This window comes from Salipiger sp. PrR007, from assembly GCF_010499845.1.
GTDB lineage: Bacteria > Pseudomonadota > Alphaproteobacteria > Rhodobacterales > Rhodobacteraceae > Salipiger > Salipiger pacificus_A.
This window is the reverse complement of record NZ_JAAGOZ010000031.1, coordinates 1-26,004: the sequence shown is the minus strand read 5'-3', so window position 1 is coordinate 26,004 and position 26,004 is coordinate 1. Positions and strand designations below refer to the sequence as shown.

Below are 26,004 nucleotides of genomic sequence, written 5' to 3'. Positions count from 1 at the left end.
CTGCCGCGGACCGGGTAGCAGCCCGGTCCCGGCCAATGCGCCCCCCCAACGGGGCGACAACAGAGAGGTCCCTCATGCCAATAAAAGACATCCTTCTGGACTGGCGGCTGCATGGCAGCGTGCTGGTCATCACCGTGATTGCCGAGCTTATCGGGGTCATCGCCGTGCCGATCGGCATCGGCTCGATCCTGCTCTTGCCGCTGCTCTATGCTTTTGTCATGGGGCTGCTGATCAACCCCAACGTGATCTCGGGTGCGCGCGCGCTGATCCGCGACCGCGAGGTGCACGCCGCCTCGCCGCTGATCGTCATCGCGATCATGCCCTTCATTGCCAAGTTCGGCACGATCATCGGCCCGTCGATGGAGCAGATCATCGCCGCCGGTCCGGCACTCATCCTGCAGGAGCTGGGCAACCTTGGCACCATCCTGCTGGCCTTCCCGGTCGCCGTGCTGGTGCTGCGCATGGGCCGCGAGTCCATCGGTGCCTGTTTTTCGGTGGCGCGCGAGCCCAATATCGCGATCATCGCCGACAAATACGGCCTCAAGAGCCAGGAGGGTGCAGGCGTCATGGGTGTCTACGTGATCGGCACGCTCTTCGGCACCTTCATCTTCGCCATCCTCGCCTCGATCCTCGCCACCACCGGGGCCTTCTCGGTCGAGGCGCTGGCCATGGCCTGCGGCATCGGCTCGGGCAGCATGATGGCGGCCTGCTCGGGGGCGTTGGTGCACGCGGTGCCGGATATGGAGGAGCAGATCCTCGCGCTCGCCGGCGCGTCGAACGTGCTGACCTATGCCACCGGTCTCTACCTCTGCGTCTTCGTGGCGCTGCCGCTGACCGAAAAACTCTACGACCTGCTGGGCCGCAAAGAGCCCTCGAACGCCGGAGCCTGAGCCATGAGCGATATCCGTACTGACGACATCGATCTGACCGAAGACCCCAAGTTCGGCCTCGGCGCCCACGCCGCGGCGCTGGCGGTGGTCTGCGTGATCGCCTTGGTTGGCAACACCGTGGCGACCGAGAACACCGTGCCGCAGGGGCTGGTGGGGCTGATCATCCTGTGGGTGATGTGCATGATCGGCATGGTGCTGACCAAGGTGGTGCCGTTCAAGCTGCCCTCGGTGGCCTGGATCTCGCTGGTCGGCATCCTTGCCACCATGCCCTGGACCCCGGGCAGCGCCTGGATCCTCGACAAGGTCAGCCACGTCAACTTCCTGACGCTGGCGACGCCCTGCCTTGCCTATGCGGGCATCGCGATTGCCCGGCGCGAGATCGAGATCGCCAAGACCTCGGGCTGGAAGATCGCCGTGGTCGCCGTTCTGGTGATGACCGGCACCTACGTCGGCTCGGCCATCGTGGCGCAGGCCTTCCTCTGACCGCGCCCTGATCCCCACCACAGGCCGCGCTGCGCGGCCCGTGGACGCCGTGCTCCGCCGGGAACGAAGTTCGAAACGGTCCGCATGAAAGCGCGGCAGGTCAACGCCGGACTGTCTGCGATGAGAATGAGGTGTAGACCCCGAAATGGATCGAAACGTCTTCATCTGAAGTCGATCAGCGCGCTGACCAGCAGCTTGGGCGAAATGGCCAGCCCTTGGCGAGGCCCGAGCAGACCCCGCGGTCCGCAGTCGGGATATCCAGTTCCATCAAAGGGGGTTTGTTAGTCATCTCTCCTCCGTTCAGACAAATGGGGAGCGGGCAGCCTCCTCCGTTTGCCGCGCAGGGCAGCGCGACAGGAGGGGACCGGGCCGTTGGGAGAATGCGGCGCACCGCAAGGCAGGGGCGGGCATCTCTGCCCGCCCCGAACTGCCCTCAGCTGGGCAGGTATTCCGTGCTCCAGCTTTCGCTGAGCTGTCCGGATTTCAACATCTTCTCGATGGCCGCCTCGGAGTAGCCGAGGTCGGTCAGGATGGCGCGCGTGGACGCGCCGAACTTCTCCGTGGGCGACAGGGCGTAGACCTTTCCGCGTGTCGGGCGCACGGCGTAGGGATCAAGCTGGGTCACCTCGTGGCCGCTGGGATGGTCGCTGTAGTGCGAGAAGGAATAGCTGCCGCGATCGGTGCCGGGCGTGCCGTCCGGTTCGCGCGTGTTCTCGGAGCGCAATGCGTCGATGTTGTTGCAGATCGCGCAGCCGATGTCCGCCGCGCGCAACCGGGTGATCCATTCTGACGCCGGATGCATCTGGAACGCCCCGGCCAGGTAGGCCGCCCGGTCGTCCGCGGGCAGGTCCGGCAGATCCGACAGATCCTCGACATTGCGGAAACGGGGGAGGTCGCTTTCGTAGGCGCAGAGCAGGATGTAGATGCCCGACGCCGTGCTGTAGAAACGGGACAGTGAATCGTAGCCGTTGACCTCCGGACCGGAGGGCTCGTCGAAGAGGCCCCTGCCGCGGAAGTCATAGGCGAAGGGCACCTGCAGCAGGCCGCTGTTCGCTGACAGCGACGTCCGGCCGCGCCCGATCCGGCCAAAGCGGTTCTTCTGGTAGAGCGCGGCGGCCACGGCCAGCGCCCCGCCGAAGCCACACATCACGTCGATCGTGCCGACGTGGGCGTGTTCCTCGGGGCGGTCCATCGAGCCGCCGAAGCGCAGCATGATGCCGGTGGTGGCCTGCACGAGGTCATCATAGCCGATGTAATCGGTGCGCGTGCCGCGCCGCACGCCGCCGAAGCAGTCGAGCTTGCAGAAGATCGCCTCGGGGTTCAGCTTGCGCAGGCTTTCCGCGTCCAGCCCCATGCGCCTGATCTGGCTGTCCGGGGCGTTCCAGAAGATCACGTCGACGGATTTCACGAGGTCTTCGAACACCTTGCGCCCGTGCTCCGACTTTGCGTCGGCAAGGATCGACTTCTTGCCCCGGCCTTGGCTGAGGCCGTAGATCACCGTGTTCCAACTGTCATAGAGGGGCTGCGCCGGGTCGATCTTGATGACCTCGGCACCAAAGCGCGCGAGGTAGCTGGCGGAATGCGGACCGGCGATGACGTTGCACATGTCGAGCACGCGCACGCCCGAGAGCCACCCCTCCTGTTCGATGCCGTCTTCGGCATCCGGGATCTCGGTGCGCAGCTTGCGCAGCACCTTCAGCGCCTCGTCGACCGTCACCCAGCGGCGCGGTGCGGGGCTCAGGGCCTCCTCGCCGCTTTCTTCCATCCAGACCACCGGGCCGGGCTGGATCATCTCGCCGTATTCCGGATCCCAGACGTCGATCATCAGGCCCGAGGTCTCGGCGTATTCGTCGTTGATCCATTCCTGAAGCCAACGCTGCGGCGCCCCGGGGATGCCGGCCCGGCCGAACATCCGCTTCCACTCGTGGGAGGTTCGGGTCATGAAAACCTCCTTCATCCGCGCCGCGATCTTGTCGGCCCAGAATTTCGGCATCGGATAGACCCCGAGCGATGTATCCGAGACCCACTCGGACTGGGGCTTGTAGGTGTCGTCCTCTTCCTGAAGACCCTCCGCGACCATCTCTTCATAGAGCCCCAGAACCTCGAGGCAGCGGCGCGCGTGGTGCTTGTGGCTCGGGCAGACGACGTAGAAGCCGCGCCCGTCCTTGCACATGTAGCTGCGGAAGAAGGGATCGAGCAGTTCCTGCAGCTCCGGGTAGGAGACGTTCATCGGCAGGCCTTCGATGCGGCGTCGCTCGATCTCGATCTCGCGCTGGGTCAGGTAGCGCTCCGGCATGTCGCCAACCTTGATGGAGTTGTAACACAGCCCCTCCATCACCGCCGCCGCCAAGGGCACTTCGATCTGGTCGCCGAGGCCGGTCAGCTGCCGCGACTGCAGGGCCAGAACCGTCGCCGAGGCGGCGATCTGCGAGGCATAGGCCGAAGCCAGAGGCAGCGGCGAGAACGAGGGGTTCAGACCCATGAGAACGCGGTTCAGCCCCATGTCGGTGAAGACCCCCGAGCTGGCGGCGACAACGCTTTCGAAGGCGCGCTGCTCGCGGCGCTCTGCGTCGTTCGACGCAAACCCCGGCAGGGAAACCGTGATCAGCTCGGGGCGCTCCTTGCGCATCTCGGCAAAATCGAGCCCCAGCGCGGCAAGTTTTCCGGGGCGGAAATTCTCGACGATAATGTCGGCCTCGGCGCAGAGCGCCCGCGCCTCGACCAGCCCCTGTTCGGACTTGAGGTCGAGGTTCACGATCAGCTTGTTGCGCATCAGCGTGGCGTTGGCCGGGCTGTCCCACATCGGGCCGTCCAGCGGATCGACGTGGATGACCGTCGCGCCCAGATCGCCGAGCAGCATCGCCACGGCGGGGCCCGCGATATACTGCCCGAAATCGATCACTTTGACTCCGGTCAGGGGCAGGTTCGAGAAAGAAGTGCGCATGGTTCCTCCGCGGTTGAACGCAGGTGTCATTGGCCGGCCAGGATCCAGCGTGCCGCTTTTTCCGCGATCATCAGCGTCGGCGAGTTGGTGTTGCCGCTGGTGATTTCCGGCATGATGCTGGCATCGACCACCCGCAGGCCGGCCACGCCCTTCACCCTCAGGTGCGGGTCGAGCACGGCGGTGTCATCGTCATCGCGGCCCATTTTCACGGTGCCGACCGGGTGAAAGATCGTGTTGGCGATGTCCCCGGCCAGCTTTGCGAGGTCGTCGTCGCTCTGGTACTGGATGCCGGGTTTGAATTCCTCGGGGCGGTAGCCCGCCATCGCAGGCTGCGCCATGATCCGCCGCACCTGGCGAAGGCTGTCCGCCGCGACCTTGCGGTCGTCCTCGGTGTCCAGATAGTTCGGCGAGATCATCGGCGCATCGCGGAAATTGCCGGACCGGAGGCGCACGGTGCCTCGGCTGCTGGGGTTGAGATTGCAGACGCTGACCGTGATGGCGGGGAAGGCGTGCAGAGGTTCCCCGAAGGCGTCAAGACTGAGCGGCTGGACATGGTATTCGAGGTTGGCGTGCGCCCGCGTCTCGTCGGAGCGGGTGAAGGCGCCGAGCTGGCTGGGTGCCATGCTCATCGGGCCAGACCGCCGGAAGGCATATTCCATGCCGATGTTCGCCTTGCCGAACAGCGTGCTGGCGAGGGCGTTCAGCGTCCGTGTGCCGGTGACCTTGTAGACCGCGCGGATTTGCAGGTGGTCCTGCAGGTTCTCTCCGACCGGGGCGTCGCGCAGAACCTCGATGCCATGGGTGCGCAGCAGACCTGCCGGCCCGATCCCGGAAAGCTGCAGGATCTGCGGCGAGTTGATTGCGCCGGCCGACAGGACGGTCTCGCGCCGCGCGGTCACGCTCACCGTGCGGCCCTTGTGGCTGACCCGAACGCCGGTACACCGGGCAACGCCATCCGGTCCTGTCTCGAAGGTCAGCTTCTCGGCCTGGGCCTCGGTCCAGACCGTCAGGTTGCGCCGCTGCCGCGCGGGCCGCAGGAACGCCTTGGAGGTGTTCCACCGCCAGCCAGACCGCTGGTTGACGTCGAAATAGCCGACCCCCGTGTTGTCCCCGCTGTTGAAGTCGTCGGTCTTCTCGATGCCGGCCTCTTCGGCGGCGTTGGCGAAGCTGTCGAGCACATCCCACCGCAAGCGCTGCTTTTCGACGCGCCACTCGCCGCCATGACCGTGCATGTCGGAGAACCGCTCGTTGTCGCCCGTCTTCGGGTCGGCACCTCCGTCCAGCTTGTAGTGATCCTCATGCGCCTTGAAATCGTTCAGCGAACTATCCCAGGACCAGTCTTCTTCGCCAGTCAGGGCAGCCCAGTTGTCGTAGTCGCGGGCCTGACCCCGCATGTAGATCATGCCGTTGATCGAGGAGCAGCCGCCCAGCGTCTTGCCTCGGGGGTAGCGCAGGGTGCGCCCGTTCAGGCCCTTGTCGGCTTCGGTGTTGTACATCCAGTCGGTGCGCGGGTTGCCGATGCAATAGAGGTAGCCGACGGGGACGTGGATCCAGGGGTAGGTGTCGGGCTTGCCCGCTTCCAGCAGCAGGACGCGGTTTTGCGGGTCGGCAGAGAGGCGGTTGGCCAGGAGGCAGCCTGCGGAGCCGCCGCCAATCACGATGAAATCGAATTCGGATGCAGGTTTAGCCATGATGTCCCTCGCCGTTTGGCAGGACATGCACCCCGCCCTGCATCGCGCCGCGACAGCGGACGATTGGGTCGAAGGCTCCTCCCTGCGCTTCTGTGGATCGAGGTTAAAAAGGCCGGATGCGTTTTCCCAATGACTAATTTCTGTGACTGATATTAAGATTCTTAATATGGAACGGATTTTCAATCTCAATGGCCTTCTGGCCTTCGTCACTGTCGCGCGGGAGGGCAGCGTTTCGCGTGCCGCCGAAGTGCTGAACCTGACGCAACCTGCGATCAGCCATCAGATCAGGCGTCTGGGTGAAGAGACCGGCGTCACCTACTTCAAGCGCGCGCCGCATGGGCTCGACCTGACGCCGGACGGCAAGGCGTTGTTGCCCAAGGCCGAAGCCGTCCTGAACGCCATGGCAGACTTCCGGCAACACGCCGTCGGGCGGGTCGGGCAGGTGTCCGGGGCGCTCCGCATCGGGACGATCGTGGACCCCGAGTTCATCCGGCTCGGCCGGCTTCTGAGCCAGTTGGGCGCGGCGCATCCCGGCATCACCACGGAACTGGTGCACGGCATCAGCGGCGAAATCCTCGAGAAGCTGCATCGCCGCCAGATCGACGCCGGGTTCTACCTGACGGACCCTGGCGCGGTCGACGCGCTTGCGTCGCAAGACGCCATGCACGTGAAGCATCTCGCCACATTCACCTACCGCATCATCGCCCCGGTGGGCTGGGACTCCCGTGTCGCCACAGCCGATTGGAGCGACTTGGCGAAATTGCCGTGGATCGGAACGACCGCGGCCTCTGTCCACAACCGGCTTCTGGGTCGGATCTTTGCGGACCATGGCTGCACCCAGAACGTCGTCGCGCTGGTGGACCACGAGGCGTCGATGCTGGAGATGGTGCGCGCGGGCGTGGGCCTGTGCCTGTGCCGCGAAACCATCGCCCTCGACCAGCAGCATTCCTTCGGCCTCAGCCTGTGCGAGACCCAAAGCGTTCCCGCCTGTCTCGTCATGTTGTCGCTGAAATCACGCGAGGCAACTCCGGTCGTCGCCGCGCTCTTCAGCCAGCTCGCGATCATTTGGGGATGACGCCCGATGGGAGAGAACAAAGGGTCGGGCCTGGAGAAACGACCGGGTCGAGGCTCGGTTCCGAGGCCGCTCGCACGCGCGAGGCGTCACCAAGGTGCAGCCAAGGACCGGCTCATCGACCTGTTCCTGACTGCCGGACCCGTCGGCGACTATATCGGGGCGCATGCCCTGGTCAGCGGGATGCCCAACGTGAAATGGCTGCTCGGAAATCGTGGCTACGATGCCGATTGGTTCAGAGAAGCGGTGCAGGGCACAGACCCCAAGGCATCCAAGGCCCGGACCTGAGCCACACTCCCCATAGCACCGAAAGCTGCCCGCGCTTTGCTCCTTGTCAGATTTATCGCCGCTGGATCGCAAGCATCCAGCAGCCACAAACCTTGGACGAGGACGAAGCGGTCATTCCCTGCACAAGATCGCATGTCAGCTCTCCAAGCGCTGCAAGAAGTGGTGTGCTCTTCTGAAGACGCCGCGCGTCATCTGCCTGTCCTCACCCCCTCAAGAAGGATATCGTTCAAACTCTCACCGTGTAGAACCGAGATGTCTCCGGTGGATTCGAGCACGACCGCTCGCACTTCCCTGAGGTCCAAAACATTGGCTTCGCGGAGTTTTGCGATGACGTCGCTGCGGGAGGTTCGCGTGCGCAACAGCGAGGCCTCCTGAAACTCACCGTCACGCATGAGCAAGGTCGGGGTGTTGCCGATCAATCCCTCGAAATCGTCACGCCGTGCGCGCGTCCGCGAGACGCCATACTGGATTCCGAGAAGAGCAGAAACGGCGATGAGAGCCTGCGCGACCCCGCTCCAGGTCGTCGCTTGGACGCATCCGGCCAGAAGTGACCCGATGGCGATCGTGGTGACGAAATCGAATGATGTCATCTTTGAGAATGCGCGCAAACCGATGACCCGAACGCAGATCACCACCCACGCCAGGCCGACCAGGGCAAGCAGCGTGCCGCGAAGGACAATATCGAGAGCAGCAATATCCGTGAACATCAGGTCGCCTTCCGCTGCTTGGCGCGTTGGTGAAAGAGGTGTGCAAGGGTCAGGACCAGCACGTAGGAAACGGCCCCAAGGTAGCGCTCGTAGATGCCGTCGACCGCCGTGGGCAGAAAGAAGAAGATGGGTGCCGAGGCACACCAGACGACGCCGGTACCAATCAGGATCGTGCGATACCTTGGGCCGACCCGGGCTGCCCCGCGCGCCAAGGCAAAGCAGGCCGTGGCCATGGCGAGACCCAGCGCATAGACTAGGTAGGTGTGGATCACCCAGCCCTCGCTGTCATTGTCGCCGTATTCGTTGCGGGCCCCAATGAGGAAAACCAGAAGGCCAAAGACGATGAGTGCAATGATCCCGACACTCCAATCCCAGGCGCCGAGGTGGACATGCGCCGCCAGCACCGCAAGACCGATCAATGCCGCGGAAAAGGCGTAGAGGCCTGTATCGACGATGAACTCATAGCGCCCTGCGCCGAGATCACTGATGGTGTCCGCAATCCAGTCGTGGTCGGGAACAACGAAATCAGCGATCAAGATAGAGGCGGTGAGCGCTACGCAACCGAAGATCGCCAGCAGAACGAGAGCATGCATAAGGGCAGGTCGCTCGGCGGTTTCGGCGGGCAACTGGCGGGGGGTCTCCGCGGTTAGTGGCATCTGAGCTCCTCGGGATAAAGGACCAACGTTCCCGGGGCTCATTGGTTCATTTATTAAAGATGTGCTCTGATCCCACCCCTCCCGACAGCGTTTTTGCTTGTTGGGCCGATGTCTTGGGTCGATGTCGCAGCAATTGCGCTGGCGGCAATTGCTGCGCGCGATATCGGGTGTCGACCCGACGCTTCAGCCAGTCTGCCGCGTGGACGGGTTGAAGAAGAAGCGGACCATCTCGGCGCTCGCATCCGGGCCTTTCGGATCGGTGTAGCTGCCTGCGGACTGTCCGCCGGACCATGCATGTCCCAGACCCTCGACAACCCAGTGTTCGACCGCTTCCGTGCCGGCGTCGTCGTAGGTCGTGCCAAGTTGATAGGACCGCCCCCCCGCGGCGCCCGCAGCCTCGGTCTGAAGGCTCTGCGCCGGGCCCCCATCGAGCGCCTGCCGGACGATACCCACGCCGTTGGACGGGTGAACGGTGGTATCGGCATCGCCGTGAAAGACGATGGTTCGCGTGGGGGCCTTGCGCGGTGCGCTGCCGGCCTCACGACCGGCCATGGCCGAAAAGGCCGAGGGCACATCTTTCGCGGCCCCCGCGGGCAGACCCGAATGCGCGCCCACGGCGCGGAACAGCTCCGGGTAGGCGCCGCCGAGAATGACCGCCATTGCCGCGCCCGCCGAGAGACCCGCCACGAAGACCTTGTCCCCCGGTATGGCATGGCGCGCGATGACCTCGCGCGTCAGGCCGGCAAGGATCGCTGGCTCACCCCGATCCCGCGTCTGGTCACCGCGGCTGAACCAGTTCCAGCAGGACTGGGCGTTGTCGCCGCGCGATTGATGCGGGTAGACAACGACAAACCGATGCTGCTCGGCGAGGGCGTTCATGCCGGTCCCGGCGGCAAAATCCTCCGGGGTCTGGGTGCAGCCGTGAAGCATCACCACAAGGCCGGTGATCCCCTCCCGGGCCGAGGCGGGCACGTAGGTGCGGTAGCGGCGCGTTCCGGCGGCGCAGGTGAAACTGTCCTCGGCGAATTGTGCGCCGTCCGGAAGATCGGCGGGCGGCGTGGCGGGCCGGCCGTCGGGGTGTAGGCGCGCCATCAGCCCGGAAAGCGCCGAGGTCAGCGTTTCATTGCCGTCGCCGGCGGGCGGCCCGGCCACCGGTCCGGCCGTCAGGCCGTGCTGGGCGAGGGTTCGGGTCACGAGGTCGTTGGCGGAGGCAAGCCGCGCAGCGCGCGTTTGCCCGTTCGCCGGGCGCCATGCGCCGGCGTTGAGATTGATCATCTGGTCCGTCCTTGTAAGAGCCGACGCTACAGGATGCGGTCGGCGAGGGCCTTCTTGATGTCCGCGGACGCCTGGAGGCTACCGAGAACGGTGATCGAGCCGATGGTCGCCCGGGCGAGGTCGGGCGTGACGTCTGAGCCGATGCGGGCGAGGCCCACGACCTTGATATGCAGGACCTCGCCCGCCGCACGAAGCTGCTCGAGCTCCGCCCGACCGAAATCCCGAAGACCGAGCTCCATGGTGTGGCGCTCGATGGAGCGGTCGACAGCCTCTCCATGCGTATCCAGTTGCTTGCGGATCGCCGTGCGGATGAAGTCGCTGCGGTTCGAGTAGAACCCTTCCTGCACCAGCAGATCGATGCGACCCAAGTCGACAAAGCCGAGATTGATGGTGATCTTCTCGTTGTCGGGCTGCTTGCCCCTGAGCTGTCTTACCTCGGCCATCATCGTTTCTCCATCTGCATGGATGGTATATGGATGTTCTCTTGTGGAGTGCAAGGGGCCAGGTACGTTTGTCTGTAGTGAGATCGCGCCACGAGCGTACCTAAGCCCGCTTAGGGGCATGGCGTTCGCCATCTGCCTTTGCCGCAGGGACAGTGCAGCAGGGCCCGCCTTTGTCCGCCGCCTCAAAACGCTCAACAGCCTCACGCCGTAGGAGTACATTATCAACCCGATCCAAAGGACACCGGGACTGAACACTTAAGCCTGCTTATCTCAGCTATCTCTCAGGGCAGGCGGACCAAGGATTATCCGGCAAGGTGAATTTCCGACGCAAATCTTGGGTGACACGTCGATAACGCAGAGCTTTGCGGAAAAATCGAACTGGATGGGTCAGCATATCGCTAAGCGGCGTCATAACCGCGGCCAATTGCCCGCTGCCGCTGGTCGATTGCGGATTGCCAATGCGGTAGACTGCCCCCGCAAAGGGCAAGTCCTGCAGCGGATAGCCCTGCGCTGCCAAATCTTCGTGGATGAAAATATGACTGCCCAAGCGGCGTTTGATGGCTGCGATGTCTGGATCTCCATTGGCCATGGAAAACGAACCCAGCAGGTCGCGCCGGATAATATGCGACGTGCCGCACATCATGTGAAATCCGGGTTTCGCAAAACACCAGCCGCCCCCGCTCCAGACATAGCCTTCGTTGATGTTCCAGCCTGGGGCATCGCGGTGGGCATCCACGAACGCAGCCAGCCCGCAATGTACGAAGTCGTCGAAATCAACAACCATAACATAGGACGTGTCTGCGATACCCTTCAATCCGGCGTAGATCCGTAGTCCCTTGTCGTGGCGAACGGCGTCGTAATACAATTGCCGGTCCGCTTTCCTGTCGGGCAGGTCCGGCAGCGGCAGGTCCACTCTGACGATGCGGCAGTTCCGGGGCATGTCTGGCAATGGAGCCCCGGCATTGGCAACCACGACACATTCCCAGTTGGTCGACGTCTGCGCCGAAACAGATGCTAGCGTCTGACGAAGATAGCTCTGCAGCGCGCTCCAATCCGTGACGGATCTAGGGTGACGGACTGGAATGATAAAGACAAGGGATGTCGTCATGGCGGACATAGCTTTCATTGGGGCATGGTTTTCAGCGCCCTGTGCCCAGGGTCTGGTGCAGGGCGCAAGTCTCGGAGTGACGACAATCAGCAATGCCATGCCATAGGTATTTAACCCCGGCATGTGACAGATCATATTTGGGATGAATATTTATAAATCGGGTATACAGATCCTTCACGGTTATTCGAAAGACGTGAGGTCGCATGAAGTTTTGAGTCAATTCGGAAAAAATAAATATTTCATTAAATCGGTGAGTGCCTGTGGGGTTGCTTGGGATATCAATCGATGGGGGCTGATCTGAGCGGAAGAACCACGATGGCGTCGTTTGGGATCAGACGCGTATGACCCTTCCCCGGAAGTGCCAAAAGGCACATCAAGGAAAGCAGGAAGTCATCCTTCGGGTTGGCGAGTGGGCTCTGCCGGGCCTGGTTGACGTGACGCTCCAACTCTTTGCGTCCAATCAATCGGAAGCTGGGGTCGGTCGGCAGGACCGTTGTCACGATTTTCTCTAGACCTTGGATCAACGTCGTGCGCCATTGCGCAGTCATCCGTGCTGCAAACTCCAAGATGCGCACCAAGCGTTCATCCGGCGCTGCCGCAGGTCGCGTGACCACCTGGCAGAGCACGATAACGCTCACGTCCAGAGGCCGACCTTCGTGCCAAGCACGGCGGACGACCGGTGTAAGCTGATTAGCGCATGCGTTGGTCGCCATGCCAATGTCGGCATAAACGTCGAATACGGCAAACCCGGGGGCATCCACACACGCCCCGGGACACCCTGATTGTCTCCGAGGGACGGGCAGGGGCAAGTTGGGGCTCAAAATCTCCTACCGCGACGCCTCTTTAGATAGAGCTTTTCCGTTCCAACTTGCGCCCAAATACTTGTCAAAATGTCCGGTGGGGTCACTTTCATTTGCGCTGTCGTCTCGACTGGGTAGTGTGAACGGGTGGGTTGTGGAGGTCACCTATGTCACGCTTCTGGATTGTTGCGCTGTCGCTTCTGTCGAATATTCTTGGCCTCGCGCTGCCGCTGTCGCTCATCCAGGTCTACGATCGCATCATTCCGAACCAGGCGCTCGGCACCGCGGCGGTGCTGTTTTCAGCGGTCCTGATCGCACTCTTGCTGGATGGTCTCGCGCGTTTCGCGCGGTCTGCGATCTTTGCGCGCATTGGCAGCGCGGAAGAACATCGCCTGTCGCTTCGCGTCGCCAGACATGTCCTTGCGATGCCGCGCGAAGAGTTCCGTCGCATGGGCGCCGGGCGGATCGATGGTCTTTTCGCCACCGTTGCACGCTCGCGCGAGGTTCTCGAGGGGCGGACCCTCATGGGGCTGTTCGACGCGCCCTTTGCACTCGCCTTTCTTGCCCTCGTTTGGTTTCTGGGCGGGGCGGTGGTGTTTGCGCCGCTTGCGGTGATCGGCGTCATCGGCGTGCTGGCCTTTCGCGCCGCATATCGCAACAGGCAGGCCGTGGCTGATCGGTTCGCGGCACACTCTCTGCGGACGTCACTGCTGACGGCGGCGTTCGCGCGCATTGAGCTGCTGCGCACGCAGGGCTTGCCGGGACGACTCATGGCCGGTCTTCGTCAGACCGCCAGGGCCGAGGCCGCGGCAACCGAACGCTCCGAGCGCCAGACCGGGCGGCTCACCGACCTCACGCAGATTTCCAGCTTGGCAACGGCGGTGTTGGTGCTTGGTCTTGGGGCCGTGAAAGTGCTTGAGGGGAACATGACCGTCGGCGCTCTGGCGGCTTGCCTGATCCTTGGCCAGCGCGCCGTCGCGGGGCTGGTCGGGTTGCTTGCCGGGCTGGCGCGCCGCCAGACGGCCGCCACGGCGCATCGGGTGCTGCAGGAGGTGATGGCCGAGACCGTCTCAGTCTCCCCGCCTGCAATCGACGAAGCGGCCTCGGATGCGCCGCTTGGCCTGTCCTGGGTCGGGCCAGAGGAGCGTCGGATCGAAGTCGCTGCGGGCGAGGTGGCGGTCGTGACATTTCCGAGCTTCGACGAGGCGGATGCGGCCTTCGTCGCCTTCTACGATGCGCTGCGCGAGGCGCAGCAGGACGGGATCGATCCGTTCTCACTGAATGTCGCTGGGATCGATCGGGCGGTGCCGCAAGCGCACGCATCCCGGATCGCCATGGTGAGAGCGATGCCGAGCCTGTTTCGCGGTACGATTCTGGGCAACATAACAGGCTTCGATCCGTCGCGGACCACCATCGCCATGGAGATGAGCGAAGCGCTCGGCTTGCAGCGGCCTTTGGGGCGACTTGCCAAAGGGTACCAGACAGAGGTCGGCACCCGGCTTGCTGCGCCGTTGTCGAGCGGTGCCATCAAGCGGATCGGTCTGGTTCGTGCCTTCGCCGGGGCACCCGGGCTGGTGGTCCTGAACCATCCCACCTATGCCCTCGACAGGGACGGCGTCGACCGGCTCCTTGCCTTTCTGCGGCAGGTTTCGGCCCGCACCACGGTTCTCATTCTAACGCGCGAGGGCGTGCTTGACGGGCAGGAACTTTCGCCAGGTGATGCCGACGGCTCTCCAGCACCCGCGCAGGTGGCGGCATGAACGTCGCAAGCGGAACCGCGGCAGCGGATGCCCTGATGACGGAGGCAGGGCAGCAGGCTCGGCCTGAGCACTCCGGCCGACGTCACAGCGCGCTCGAGCATCTGCTGTCGGAGGTGCTGGGCCGCTTGGGATGGCAGCGGGACCCCGCGGTGTTCGATAGCGCCCTGCCACCGCAGGGTGCGCTGGACACGCTCGATGACGCTTCGATGCTTCTGAACGGCCTCTGCCTGCCGAGCGAGGTTGGCAGCGCGCCGCCGCGCACCTGGCTGGATGGCGGCGATGGGGCGGTGGTGGCGCTCTGCGGGGAGGAAGCGGTCGCCATGGCGCGGATCAACGGGCAGGAGATCACCCTCGCCAGTTTTGAGGCCCCTCAATCGGACATTCGCAAGGTGCTCGGCGATGCAGGGCGCGTGCTGTTTATCTACCGGTCACCGGAGCCGGACCGCGATCGCATCACGCGCGACGTCCTCTTGCGCCGCCTGCGCCACGGGCTCCGGACAGGGCTGGTGCTTTCCTTCTTCATCCATGTGGTCGCGCTGCTCGTGCCGCTGTTCACTATGGCCGTTTTCGATCGGGTACTCGGCGTGGGGGCGGCTGGTTCGCTGCTGCCGGTCCTCTCGGGGGCGGCCCTCGCCGTAGCCTGTGTGGCATTGCTACGCCTGGTGCGCGCGCGCTATCTCGCCGCCCAGCACGCCAGACTCGCCACGCTCGCCGGTGCCGCCGCCGAGGCCCGGCTGCTGAGCTTGCCGTTGCGGGCGGTGCTTGCGCAGTCCAGAGAGAGCATTGAGACACGCATCACGGCGGCGCGGCGAGGCGCGGATGTCTTTGCATCGTCTAATACGGCAGCCGTATTTGACGCGCCCTTCGTGCTGTTGTCGATTGTCATGATCGGGCTGCTCGGCGGCATCCTCGTGTTGGTCCCGGCGCTCTATCTGCTGCTCATGATGGGGGTGGCCCTGCTGGTCTCGCGCGACCGTTCCGGCGCTGATCCGATGCTGGCGCAGGCTGGCAGGGAGCGCGCTGCCATGCTGCACGAGGTCGGGGTAAAGGCTCCGGAGATCATGGAAAACCGGCTTGGCGCCGTCTGGCTGGGTCGGCTGGCGGAACAGGCCGCGCATGCGGCCCGTGGGAGCTACACGCGCGGGCTGCGCTCGGCTGGCATTATGGCGCTGGGAGCGATCCTCGGCACCGGTGCCGCGCTGGCGACACTGGCTGTTGGTGTCTGGCTTGCCATCGGCGGCACGATTACCTCGGGCGCCCTCGTGGCGACCATGTTGCTGACCTGGCGGATCACCGGCCCGGCGCAGGCGCTCTTCATCGCGCTGCCGCGTCTGCGAGCCATTCGTCTGGCCCTGCGCTCGCTGGAGACGCCGGTCGCGAGCGAGCTTGAGAGCGCCGCACCGGTGGCCCTTCAGCCGGTGCCGCGCCGCGCGCCACAGATCGACGTGAAGGGCGCTTATTTTCGCTATGATGCCGAGACTGAGCCGGCGCTGAACAACGTGTCGTTCAGCGTCTCGCCGGGAAGCGTCAACGTGATCATCGGTGCCAACGGCGCCGGAAAGACCACGCTTCTACGGCTGCTCTCGGGTGGCCTCGCTCCGCAATCGGGGCAGGTGCTGCTCGATGGTGTCACGCTGCGCCAATACGACCCCGCAGAGATTGCGCTGGCCTCCTTGATCCTGCCGGCGCTGGCCGAGCGCGGATCGGGAGCCGGGGTGCCTTGGGCATTGTCAGAGGCCGGCACGTGGTCTCCGCGCGCCACCATCGATGCGGTTCTGGCCGGGGAGCTTGCGCCGCCGGACCGCCCCGCGCCCACGCGGTGCGATCCGGTGCTGGTTCTGCTGGACGATCCGACCGGCTGTGCAGATCGCGCCGAGCGGGACTCGTTCCTGGCATTCCTGCGCGGCGTCCGTGGTCATGCCACGGTCTTCTTTTCCACCCATGATCTCTCGCTGGTTCCCGCCGCAGACAACGCAATCTACCTCGACGACGGGCTGCTGCGTCACTTCGGCCCCGCCGGTCGCGGCGAGGGCAACGAACAGGGGGCTGCCTGACAGCATGGCAAATCGAGCCGAAATCCCGCCGCTCGAGCGGTTTGAACTGAACGACGCGCCGGTGGCGCGGCTGGCCCGGATCGCCAGCCTTGCGGTGCTCGGTTGCCTCATCCTGCTGCTGGGCTGGATGATAATCACCCCGGTGGATGAAGTCGTGCGGGCGCGCGGCGCGGTGGAGCCCGAAAGCTCCACCCAGCGTCTGCAAAGCGAATTTGGCGGCGCTGTTGGGGCGGTTCACGTGGCGCTCGGAGAGCAAGTCGAGGCGGGGCAGCTCATCGTCGAGTTCGATGCGGCGGAACTCTTGTCGCAATTGCGCGAGGCGCGCAGCCAGGCGTTCGGGCTGGCGCTGGAGAGCGAGCGGCTGACCGCGCTTGTCGAGGGCAGAATGCCAGATTTCGGTCCGGTCCGGACGCGCGCGGTCGAGCCTGATTTCCCCTCGCTTCCTCAGGTTCCCAGTGCGCGTGAATTGGGTCTGCCTGCCAACGATGTGGACGACGCGATCGCACGAGAGATGGCAGTCTTCGAGGCCCGGAAGGACTACCTGGACAATGCGCGAACCCTCGTGCAGCAGCAGATCATTTCGGCCAGCGCCGAGCTTGACGCAATTGCCTCGGAACGCCCGGCGGTGGAGCGGCAGCGCGCCGCGGCAAACGAACGCGTCAGCATGCTCGAGGGCCTTCAGCAGCGGGGACTGGCGCCACAGGCCGATCTCGTCGAGTCGATCCAGATCGAGGCGGACTACGACTTCCAGCTCGCCGAGCTGACCGGGCGCGCCGCGGTCCTGCAAGCCCGCATGGCGGAGCTCGAACAGCGCCTTGCCGAGGTCGACGTAGGCGAAGCCGACACCGCCAGCGCCCGGATCGCCGAGGTCAACAGCGACCTTTTCGAGGTGGCGGAGCGCATCGCGCGGCTGATCCGGCGCCTTGCTCAAACCGAGTTCAGAACCCCGGTGGCGGGCATCGTCCAAAGCCTGCCGGAGACCGTGGTCGGCCGCTTCATCGAGGCGGGCGGTCTGGTGGCCGAGATCGTGCCCCGCGACGTGTCGCTGCGCTTCGAGGGCGCGATCACGCCGCGCGACGTTGGCTTCGTGACGGTTGGACAGCCGGTGAGACTCAAGATCGACGCTTTCGATTTCAGCCGGTTCGGGGCGCTCGAGGGGCGGGTCTCCGAGGTCTCTCCGACCACGGTGACCGATGACCACGGGGCGTCTCATTATGAGGTGCTGATCGAGCTGCCGCGGTCCTTCTTCGGGGACGATCCTCAGCGCTTCGCCCTGCTGCCGGGCATGACGGGCGAGGCCGATATCACCACCGGCAGCAAGACCGTCTTTGCGTATCTGTGGAAGCCGGTCTTCACCAACCTCGATCTTGCGCTGACCGAGCGATAGGGGGACGACGACATGACCGGATCATCGCCCGAGGACGACAAGCCCGCCACTGGTCTTCTGCACCGGCTTTGGTCGCGTCTGGCCGGAACGCCGGAGGACGCGAGGGACCCCCGTCATGGTCAATCCGAAGAGGCTTTTGGCTGGCGTGACGAGACCAGGGTGCCCGATGCTGCGGGCGGCGAGGGCGAGACGGCGCCCCATGGGCCGCCGGACCTTGGTCCACCGGACCAAGACCGCACGCAGGGGGTAGGCGGCCTGCAGCCGGGCCTGCCCGACGACGTTCCCGAGGGTCCGACCCGCGATCCCCATCTACCGCCGCCGGTCACGCCTCAGCCAGAGCCGCGTCCGACCGTTCCTTTCCTTCCGCCCAATGACCCACGGCTGCCTCCGCATGTCACTCAAGACCCGGTGCTGCAGCCAGTGGATCAAGGGACACCCACGCCGGGGCCTCATCCGACCCCGCAAGGCACTCCACTGCCGGAGCCTCAACCGGTGGAGCAAGGGACGCCGACGCCGGGACCTCAACCGACCCCGCAGGGCACGCCGCTGCCGGGGCCTCAACCGGTGGATCAAGGGACCCCCACGCCGGGCCCTCAGCCGACCCCGCAGGGCACGCCGCTGCCGGAGCCGCAGCTGGTGGATCAGGGGACACCCACGCCAGGTCCTCAGCCGACCCCGCAGGGCACCCCATTGCCGGAGCCGCAGCCGGTGGATCGGGGGACGCCGACGCCTGGGCCACAGCCGGTCCAACAGGGCACGCCGCTGCCGGAGCCGCAACCGGTGGATCAAGGGACGCCGACGCCGGGACCTCAACCGACCCCGCAGGGCACGCCGCTGTCAGAGCCGCAGCCGCTGGATCAAGGGACCCCCACGCCGGGCCCTCAGCCGACCCCGCAGGGCACGCCGCTGCCGGAGCCACAACGGGTGGATCAAGGGACGCCGACGCCCGGGCCGCAGCCAGTCTCACAGGGCGCCCCTGAACCACGGCCTCAGCCGGTGGAGCAGGGAGCCCCTACGCCGGGGCCACAGCCGACCTCGCAGGGCACGCCGCTGCCGGAGCCACAACCGGTGGATCAAGGCACACCCACGTCGGGCTCACAGCTGACCCCGCAGGGCACGCCGCTGTCAGAGCCGCTGCCGGTGGATCAGGGGACCCCCACGCCGGGCCCTCAGCCGGTACCACAGGGCACTCCGCTGCCGGAGCCGCAGCCGGTGGATCAAGGCGCACCCACGCCGGGCCCTCAACCGACCCCGCAGGGCACTCCACTGCCGGAGCCACAACCGGTGGCTCAAGGCACACCCACGCCGGGCCCTCAGCCGACCCCGCAGGGCACGCCGGTGTCAGAGCCGCAGCCGCTGGATCAAGGGACACCCACGCCAGGTCCTCAGCCGACCCCGCAGGGCACCCCATTGCCGGAGCCGCAGCCGCTGGATCAAGGGACGCCGACGCCGGGGCCGCAGCCAGTCTCACAGGGCGCCCCGGAACCACAGCCTCAGCCGGTGGAGCAGGGAGCCCCTACGCCGGGGCCACAGCCGACCTCGCAGGGCACTCCCCTGCCAGAGCCTCAACCGGTGGATCAAGGGACGCCGACGCCCGGGCCACAACCGACCCCGCAGGGCACGCCGCTGCCGGAGCCGCAGCCGGTGGATCAAGGGACGCCCACGCCACAGATAGATCATCCTGCCGTGATTGGCGGGCAAGACGCAGGTCAGGTGACCGAGGACAAGGACGTTGTTCAGGGCATGCTCACGACCGGAGGTCAGCTGTCGCTCCAAGACCCCGACCCCGGGCAGGCGGCCTTCGTGCCAATTTTCGGCCAAGCCGGCAGCTACGGCAGCTTCACCCTGCTGCGCGACGGCTCATGGACATATCAGGCGGAGAACGCGCTCGCGCAGATCCAGCAGCTTGGCTCCGGAGATATCCTGTTTGATACGGTCACCGTGACCAGTCTCGACGGGACGCCCCACGACATCACAGTCACCATACTGGGCACCGATGATGCGCCAGTCGTGACCGGCGGGACAGGCACCGTCAGTGAGCTTCCCCCGAATGTCGATGCGTTGATCGGTGGACTTACGGATGCTGGAAACCCGGAGCTCGGCCAACATTTGGAACAGGTGCCGCCACAGGTGCAGTCGGCGGTCGCACAGGAGGTGCTCTGGCAGATCCAGCAGAACCCGAAGGCCTTCGGCATCCCGCCTGGGCAGGCCATGCATCTGGCGGACCTTGACCCAAAATTTGTCGCCCGATGGTCAGATACAATCAACGATATTGTCCTGCATAAGCTGATGGACATGGGCTATCATCCGTCCATGGGGCAGGGGCTGATCACCGTCCAGAGCCTGCCTTTCTCGGACTCGGACAGGTCAACACCCCAGCCTGCGGCAGCAGAGACCATTGAGATCACGGGGCAACTCACGATCAGCGATCCCGATCTCGGCGATAACGGGTTCCGGGCGGATCAGATCGTCGGTCACTACGGCACGCTCGAGATCGCCGCCAATGGGCAGTGGCGCTACGTCGCGCTGGAAAACCAAGACGCGATCCAAGCGCTTGGCCCCGATCACCGTCTGACCGACCTCATCGAGGTCGAGACAATCGACGGCCATCGGAGCGTGGTGACGATCACCATCGAAGGTGCGATCGACACGCCGACCCTGTCCGTGCAGACGCTCGCGGCGGGGCAGACGGCTGCGGAAACCGTCACCGCCGGGATCGCGGAGCTAACCATCGACGCCATCGAGGATCAGCCCATTTCGCTCAACCTCTCGGGACATATCCGCGATACCGACTCGAACGAGACGCTGGCGCTCACCCTGTCGGGCTTGCCGCCCGGGGCACAGGTGGCCAATGCGACACGAAACGCGGACGGAACCTGGAGCGTCTCTGTGCAAGCGCGCGGGCAGGTCGAGGTGACGCCGCCGCCGGACTTCAATGGCAGAATGGACATCCTCATCGAGGCAACCGCCGAGGCCGGGGGGGAGGTGGCGCGCAGCGATCTGCTGCTGCATGTGGACGTTGGACCGGAGAACGATGCTGCCCTCATCACCGGTACCGACAGCGGCAGCGTGACCGAAGATCTGGACGTCATCCAGGGCGCTCTGATCACGTTCGGCGTGTTGGACATCACGGATCCAGACGCTGGTGAGGCCACCTTCGTGCCGCACACGGACATCCGCGGCAGCTACGGCAGCTTCGCGCTGGCTGCGGATGGGCGCTGGACCTACAGTGCGTTGAACAGTCAGGCCGCGATACAGGCGCTCGGCGTGGGCGATAGGCTGACAGACAGCGTCACGATCAGCAGCGTCGACGGCACGACGCACGACTTAACTGTGACGATTCAGGGCAGCAACGATGGCCCCGTTCTGACAGCCGACCCCCTAGAGGCATATGAAGACGGGCCGGTCGTAACCGGACATTTGACCGGATCGGACATCGACGTCGGCAAGACCCTCGCTTACCGCCTTGAAGGCGCGGCGCCGGCCGGATTTGCCTTGTTGCCGGATGGGGCCTGGCGTTTTGATCCGTCGGATGCGGCCTACCAGTCGCTTGGTGAGGGCGATCATCTGCTCTTGAAGATCCCTGTCAGCGTGACCGACGATCAGGGCGCGCAGGCGTCCGCAACGCTCGAAATCACGGTCGTTGGGCAGAACGATCAGCCCGTCGTGTCAAGGGCGGTAACATTGCCTGAAGGGTATGAGGACAGTCTGCGGATCATAACCGCGACACAGCTGCTGGCGTTGATGCAGGACCCAGACGCAGGTGATGGACTGCATATCGTAGGCACTCCGACCGCGGATCATGGGACAGTGACGCCCAATGTCGACGGCTCCTGGACCTTCCAGCCCGACGCGGATTACGCCGGCCCGGTGACCTTCACCTTCGAGGGTGCCGACACCCATGGGGCTGTGGTTTCGGCGACCGCCGTCATGGACCTGAAACCTGTCGGTGACCCTGCGGTCATTGCGGGCGCGGATAAAGGCGCCGTGACCGAGGACATGGTGCCAACCGCTACCGGTCAGTTGACCGTGCTCGACCCGGATGCCGGGGAGGCGACGTTTAATCCGGTGTCCGGGGACACAGGCTCCGGCGGCTATGGTCGGTTCTTCATGGAGGAAACGGGGCAGTGGCGCTACGAGCTGGATAACCACTTGTCGGAGGTGCAGGCGCTGGTGCCCGGCCGAACGCTCGAGGACCGGCTTACCGTCACCAGCACTGACGGCACCACGCATGATCTTGCCGTGACCATTTCGGGAACGGGGGATGTTCCGGTCATCACCGGCATCGACAGAGGTAGCGTGACCGAAGACCTCGACGTGATCCAGGGCTCACTGATCACGTATGGCAATCTGGACATCGCGGATCCGGACAGCGGCGAGGCCGCCTTCGTGCCGCAAACCGATATTGCAGGAACGTATGGCAGCTTCGCGCTGGCTGCGGATGGCCGCTGGACCTACAGTGCGCTGAACGGTCAGGACGCTATCCAGGCGCTCGGCTTGGGCGAGAGCCTGACCGACAGCGTCACCATCACCAGCGTCGACGGTACGCCTCACGCGCTGACCGTGACGATCGTGGGCAGCAACATGGGGCCGGTGGCCACGCCTGGAGATCTGGGAGCCACCGCAGAGGACGTGCCGCGCACCTTCACCGCCGCCGAGTTGTTGCAGGCCACGAACGCCAGCGATCCGGACGGGGATTCATTGTCCATCGCGGGCGTGAGTGTCGATGCCGCACATGGAGTCGTCACGGATAATGGCAATGGCACCTTCACCTTCACCCCGGCTCCGGATTTCGCGCAGGACGCAGTGCCGTTAAACGTCACGATCAGCGACGGCTCAGAGCAGGTGGCCGTGCCCGCCCTGATCGACGTCACACAGGTGACCGACGGCACTGCACCACGGCTGGTGCTTTCCGCGCAGCAGGAGGTGATCAACACCGGCCCGTCGAGCGAGTTGGGCCGCATCGAGATCGATCAGGTGCAAGGCTCTGCCGTGCGCGAGTTCACCATCGAGTTCACGGTTGTCGCCGACCCGGTCCCCGACACCAAGAACTATCAGGGCCCCGTCGTGTTCAACATGGGCTCCCCAAGCGATCCGATCCCGAACAACCAGAACAACTTCCTGACGCTGTGGAACCCCGGCAACCTCAGGGTTGGCGGGGCGAATGACCATATCACCGGCATCAATCTCGGCGACGGAGACAGCCACCGCATTACGCTGACATGGGACAGCCAGTCGGGCGATCTGAACCTTTATGACAACGGAGTGCTGCACGCCACGATGGGCGACTATCACCGGGGCGAGACGATGCCCGATGATCTCTACCTGGTCGTCGGCGGCAAGGTGCAGCACGTGAACAGCGACAACCCGGTCTTCTACCCGCACGAACATTACGAGGGCGATATCTTCAATCTCGCCATGGCCGATCACAAGCTGGACGACGGGCAGGTCGCAGCGGGGCCGTTGGCGTCCCAGGTGGACGTCGGCGAGGGGCTGCTGGTAGATGTGCGCAGCGTCGGCGGGCAGATCATCGACGCGGCGGGGGTTCACGACCTGTCCGAGTTCGGCGGACTCAGCACCCGTGCCATTGCAGTCGACACGGGCCTTGCCGTTCCGCCACCGGGCGCGATGTTGCAGCTTGAGATCGATCCGGGCGCACCGACCGATCCCGATGATCGCGTCACCGGCGTCGTGGTGTCGGGCTTTCTTGCCGGGACGGTGGTGAGCGACGGGATGACCTCCGTCACGGTGAACGGACCGACGCAGCAGATCGACCTCGCGGGATGGGCGACCGATGCCATGACGGCGCAGCTGCCGCCGGGGGACAACAGCGATTTTCAGGTGTCGCTGCAGGTCGAGAGCACCGGGCCGGATGGCTCGGTCGTCGTGACCACGCTGGACGAACCCGTCGCGATGGATCCGGGCCCGACCACGCCTGCTCCGGCGCCGGGTGCCGAAACAATTTTCGACGATGCGCCGGATACTGCGACAGCGTCGGAGGAGATCCCCGACCTTGCAGAGCAAGAAACGCCGTCTGTGGACGCAGATGATGCGGAGCCGCACGCGGCGTCATACGGGGGCGACGTGACGGTTCCGGAAGCAGAGGGCCAGGTTGATATTTCCTCCTTGTCAGGGGAGCCGGATGCGCCGGAGGCTCCTGTGGTCTCGCCGCAACCGGCTGACCCATACCTCAGCGCGATAGTGGGCAGCGCTCCGCCGGAGGCCGCGCCGACCGACCCCTTGCCCGATGCGACCGCGGATCCCTACGCAGAGGCTCTTGGCATTCCAGCAGGCGATGGTTTCCTCCCAGACGGGGTGGATGGCGCCCGGCTGGTCGCGCTCGACGAGGGGTCAGGATCAGCCTTTGATGAGACTCCCACGCCGGACCCCGGAACCTCATCTGCCGAGGACGTGATCGATACCGATCCATCCGATCCGCCGCAGGACGACCATCAGGGATGAGACAGCGCCTGCCTTCCTATCCGTCGCGCTGGACTGGACGCAGCCACCACGGTTCCGAGCGGAGGTTGACCGCTCCCAATGTCCGATCGAGGAGACCTCAATTATGACTTTTCGACCTATGCTCGCGGCGCTGTGCCTCGCAGCGACGCTGGCAACGCCGGCGCTGAGCCAACCGATGGAGACCCGTCAGGTGCAGTTCGATGCGGGCACGTCCGGCACCGTCATTCGGGACAGCATCACTGGGTACGAGGGGATCGACTACAAGCTCGGTGCCAGCGCAGGTCAGCGCATGGTCGTCGACCTAAACACGTCGAACCTCAGCAACTATTTCAACATCATGGCCCCCGGTGCGGACAGTGCGCTGTTCGTCGGAGCATCGGATGGCACGCATTTTGACGGCATTCTGCCAGCGAATGGGGAGTACACCATCCGCGTCTTCCTGATGCGCAACGCGGCGCGCCGCGAGGAGACCGCCGACTATTCCCTGTCGATTCATATCGGCGGCGCGATTACCCCGCCGGAACCTGACTTTGCCGACGGAAATGCCGGCGGCCCCGACTTCTGGGAAGTGACCGCGAGCGGGCTGAACATCCGCTCCGGCCCGTCCGCTGATGGCGCGGTTGTCGGGCGCGCGAACCACGGTCAGGTCCTGCGCAACCTCGGCTGCCGGGGCAGCGGCGATGGCCGCTGGTGCCATGTCCAGACGCCTGACGGGGCGCTGGATGGTTGGGTTTCGGGAGCCTACCTGCGCGAGAGCGGCGGGCCGGCGGCGTCGGGCCAGCCCGGCGTGAGCATCCCCAGCAGCAGCCCCGTGGCTCCTTCGCTCTACGTTCGCCCGACGGGCGAGGTCGAGGCAAGCTGGTCGTCGGGCTGCACGGTGCTGTTCAACCCGGAGAAACAGCGGATCAACGCGGGATCCAGCTGCTCGGAGGCGGAGCTGATCGCCTCGGATCTCTGGGTCGCCCGGATGCAATGAGAGAATGGAGCGCATGATGAGCTTTCGCTGCAGAGTTTACGCACTACTGAGCCTCGCAGTGCTGGGGTTGTTCGGTTGCAGTCCCGACACGCCTGACTCCAACTGGCAAGATGCCCCGGCCGAGCGACCTGCCTACGATCAATCCTCCGAGGCCACGCAGGTGGCGGAGGCCGCGTGCCGCGCAGCCCTGGCGGCAGAGGCGGGCCAGCCGGTTGACGAGACGCGGGTCGATTACGTGTTGCGCGCAGAGGCTGGGCTGGGCGTGTGGATGAGCCTGCGCGGCAGCCAGACCCAATGGGTCTGCCAATCTGACAGCGCCGGCAACGTGGCAGGCTTGGGGGAGGCGCCGGTTCCCTGATGACGACCCCCACCTGATCCGACAAGAAGGACGAACAATGATGCTGAACCGACGCATGTTCGCCAAGGGCGCCGCCCTTGGCGGTCTGTCCCTGATGGCGGGTCCTCTGGCCGGCCAGCATGTCTTCAAGGAAGTGAATGCGCTGCACCCTGGTGAGTTCACATGGCACCCGGAGCGCTCGCCATACGGTCCGGTGTCCGTTGTCGTGTCGATCGACGAACAGCGGGTGCATGTCTACCGGGGCGGGATCCGCATCGCCGTGTCGACTTGTTCCACTGGCAAACCGGGGCACGAGACGCCCACCGGGGTTTTCGTTGTGCTGCAAAAGGACCGCGATCACCACTCCTCAACCTACAACAACGCGCCGATGCCGAACATGAACCGGCTGACCTGGGGCGGCATCGCGCTGCACGCGGGCAATCTGCCCGGATACCCGGCGAGTCATGGATGCATCCGGCTGCCGCTTGATTTCTCTGCGCGGCTGTTCGAGGTGACGCATCTGGGCACACCGGTGATTATCGGTCGATCCGGCAGCGCACCTCAGAGCGTGGTGCATCCCGGGCTGATCCTCGGTATAGCGCGACAATCAGGGAGAGACGGCAGCGACAATCAAGATGAGATTCTATGTCGCGACATCGGTGACGGTATCA

Annotated in this window: 18 protein-coding genes and 1 pseudogene; 11 read left to right on the top strand and 8 right to left on the bottom strand. The window is 65.0% G+C overall.

Translation table 11 applies throughout. The features are described 5' to 3' along the window. The first annotated feature begins 74 nt into the window (after window positions 1-74). Both G0Q01_RS14835 and G0Q01_RS14830 read left to right on the top strand, forming a co-directional pair. Window positions 75-890 carry a DUF3100 domain-containing protein gene (locus G0Q01_RS14835; protein WP_164192256.1) on the top strand — a complete coding sequence of 272 codons (816 nt, stop codon included), beginning with the start codon at window positions 75-77 and terminating at the stop codon, window positions 888-890. 3 nt (window positions 891-893) lie between these two features. After that, window positions 894-1,373 (top strand): hypothetical protein, encoded by a 480-nt coding sequence (locus tag G0Q01_RS14830; protein ID WP_108968849.1) that lies wholly within the window; start codon window positions 894-896, stop codon window positions 1,371-1,373. 433 nt (window positions 1,374-1,806) lie between these two features. On the opposite strand, the gene G0Q01_RS14825 is transcribed toward G0Q01_RS14830, so the two are convergent. Next, on the bottom strand, window positions 1,807-4,317 hold the full coding sequence (locus tag G0Q01_RS14825) for a CoA transferase (protein ID WP_164192252.1): 2,511 nt from the start codon (window positions 4,315-4,317) through the stop codon (window positions 1,807-1,809). Between the two features lie 26 nt (window positions 4,318-4,343). Further along, the gene (locus G0Q01_RS14820; protein WP_164192249.1) at window positions 4,344-6,008 is read right to left on the bottom strand and encodes a GMC family oxidoreductase; all 1,665 of its coding nucleotides are present in this window, start codon (window positions 6,006-6,008) and stop codon (window positions 4,344-4,346) included. A 166-nt stretch (window positions 6,009-6,174) separates the two neighbouring features. Between G0Q01_RS14820 and G0Q01_RS14815 the strand changes: the two genes are divergently transcribed. After that, window positions 6,175-7,083, top strand: a complete 909-nt coding sequence (locus G0Q01_RS14815) for a LysR family transcriptional regulator (RefSeq protein ID WP_164192245.1) — start codon at window positions 6,175-6,177, stop codon at window positions 7,081-7,083. A gap of 99 nt (window positions 7,084-7,182) precedes the next feature. Next, window positions 7,183-7,332, top strand: a pseudogene (locus G0Q01_RS14810) (IS5/IS1182 family transposase); the annotation flags it as partial. A 224-nt stretch (window positions 7,333-7,556) separates the two neighbouring features. On the opposite strand, the gene G0Q01_RS14805 reads toward G0Q01_RS14810, so the two are convergent. The 6 genes from G0Q01_RS14805 to G0Q01_RS26605 form a co-directional block, all read right to left on the bottom strand. Beyond that, the gene (locus tag G0Q01_RS14805; protein WP_108968856.1) at window positions 7,557-8,075 is read right to left on the bottom strand and encodes a DUF421 domain-containing protein; all 519 of its coding nucleotides are present in this window, start codon (window positions 8,073-8,075) and stop codon (window positions 7,557-7,559) included. Then, window positions 8,075-8,731 carry a DUF998 domain-containing protein gene (locus G0Q01_RS14800; RefSeq protein ID WP_164192242.1) on the bottom strand — a complete coding sequence of 219 codons (657 nt, stop codon included), beginning with the start codon at window positions 8,729-8,731 and terminating at the stop codon, window positions 8,075-8,077. Before G0Q01_RS14800 ends, G0Q01_RS14805 begins: the two co-directional genes overlap by 1 nt. Window positions 8,732-8,914: 183 nt before the next feature. After that, window positions 8,915-10,006 (bottom strand): PHB depolymerase family esterase, encoded by a 1,092-nt coding sequence (locus G0Q01_RS14795; RefSeq protein WP_164192239.1) that lies wholly within the window; start codon window positions 10,004-10,006, stop codon window positions 8,915-8,917. Between the two features lie 26 nt (window positions 10,007-10,032). Beyond that, window positions 10,033-10,449, bottom strand: coding sequence for a CopG family transcriptional regulator (locus G0Q01_RS14790; protein ID WP_108969877.1), 417 nt, complete (start codon window positions 10,447-10,449; stop codon window positions 10,033-10,035). A 274-nt stretch (window positions 10,450-10,723) separates the two neighbouring features. Then, window positions 10,724-11,656, bottom strand: coding sequence for a glycosyltransferase family A protein (locus G0Q01_RS14785; protein WP_164192235.1), 933 nt, complete (start codon window positions 11,654-11,656; stop codon window positions 10,724-10,726). Between the two features lie 179 nt (window positions 11,657-11,835). Then, a complete protein-coding gene (locus G0Q01_RS26605) occupies window positions 11,836-12,270 on the bottom strand; it encodes a hypothetical protein (RefSeq protein ID WP_203595036.1) in 435 nt (144 codons plus the stop codon). A gap of 254 nt (window positions 12,271-12,524) precedes the next feature. Here G0Q01_RS26605 and G0Q01_RS14775 point away from each other — a divergent pair, with 254 nt between their 5' ends. The 7 genes from G0Q01_RS14775 to G0Q01_RS14745 form a co-directional block, all read left to right on the top strand. Next, window positions 12,525-14,117: an ABC transporter transmembrane domain-containing protein gene (locus G0Q01_RS14775; RefSeq protein WP_164192232.1), complete on the top strand. Its 1,593-nt coding sequence runs from the start codon at window positions 12,525-12,527 to the stop codon at window positions 14,115-14,117. Continuing rightward, on the top strand, window positions 14,114-16,171 hold the full coding sequence (locus G0Q01_RS14770) for an ATP-binding cassette domain-containing protein (protein ID WP_164192229.1): 2,058 nt from the start codon (window positions 14,114-14,116) through the stop codon (window positions 16,169-16,171). The genes G0Q01_RS14775 and G0Q01_RS14770 overlap by 4 nt, the downstream gene beginning before the upstream one ends. 4 nt (window positions 16,172-16,175) lie before the next feature. Next, window positions 16,176-17,558, top strand: a complete 1,383-nt coding sequence (locus G0Q01_RS14765; protein WP_164192226.1) for an HlyD family type I secretion periplasmic adaptor subunit — start codon at window positions 16,176-16,178, stop codon at window positions 17,556-17,558. A 1,713-nt stretch (window positions 17,559-19,271) separates the two neighbouring features. Beyond that, on the top strand, window positions 19,272-24,020 hold the full coding sequence (locus tag G0Q01_RS14760; RefSeq protein WP_164192223.1) for a VCBS domain-containing protein: 4,749 nt from the start codon (window positions 19,272-19,274) through the stop codon (window positions 24,018-24,020). Window positions 24,021-24,123: 103 nt separating this feature from the next. Further along, entirely contained in the window at window positions 24,124-24,996 is an 873-nt protein-coding gene (locus G0Q01_RS14755) for an SH3 domain-containing protein (protein WP_164192219.1), read from the top strand. A gap of 4 nt (window positions 24,997-25,000) precedes the next feature. After that, window positions 25,001-25,354, top strand: coding sequence for a hypothetical protein (locus G0Q01_RS14750; protein WP_164192215.1), 354 nt, complete (start codon window positions 25,001-25,003; stop codon window positions 25,352-25,354). Between the two features lie 37 nt (window positions 25,355-25,391). Then, a partial coding sequence (locus G0Q01_RS14745) for a L,D-transpeptidase family protein (protein WP_235940161.1) occupies window positions 25,392-26,004 on the top strand: 613 nt, incomplete at its 3' end.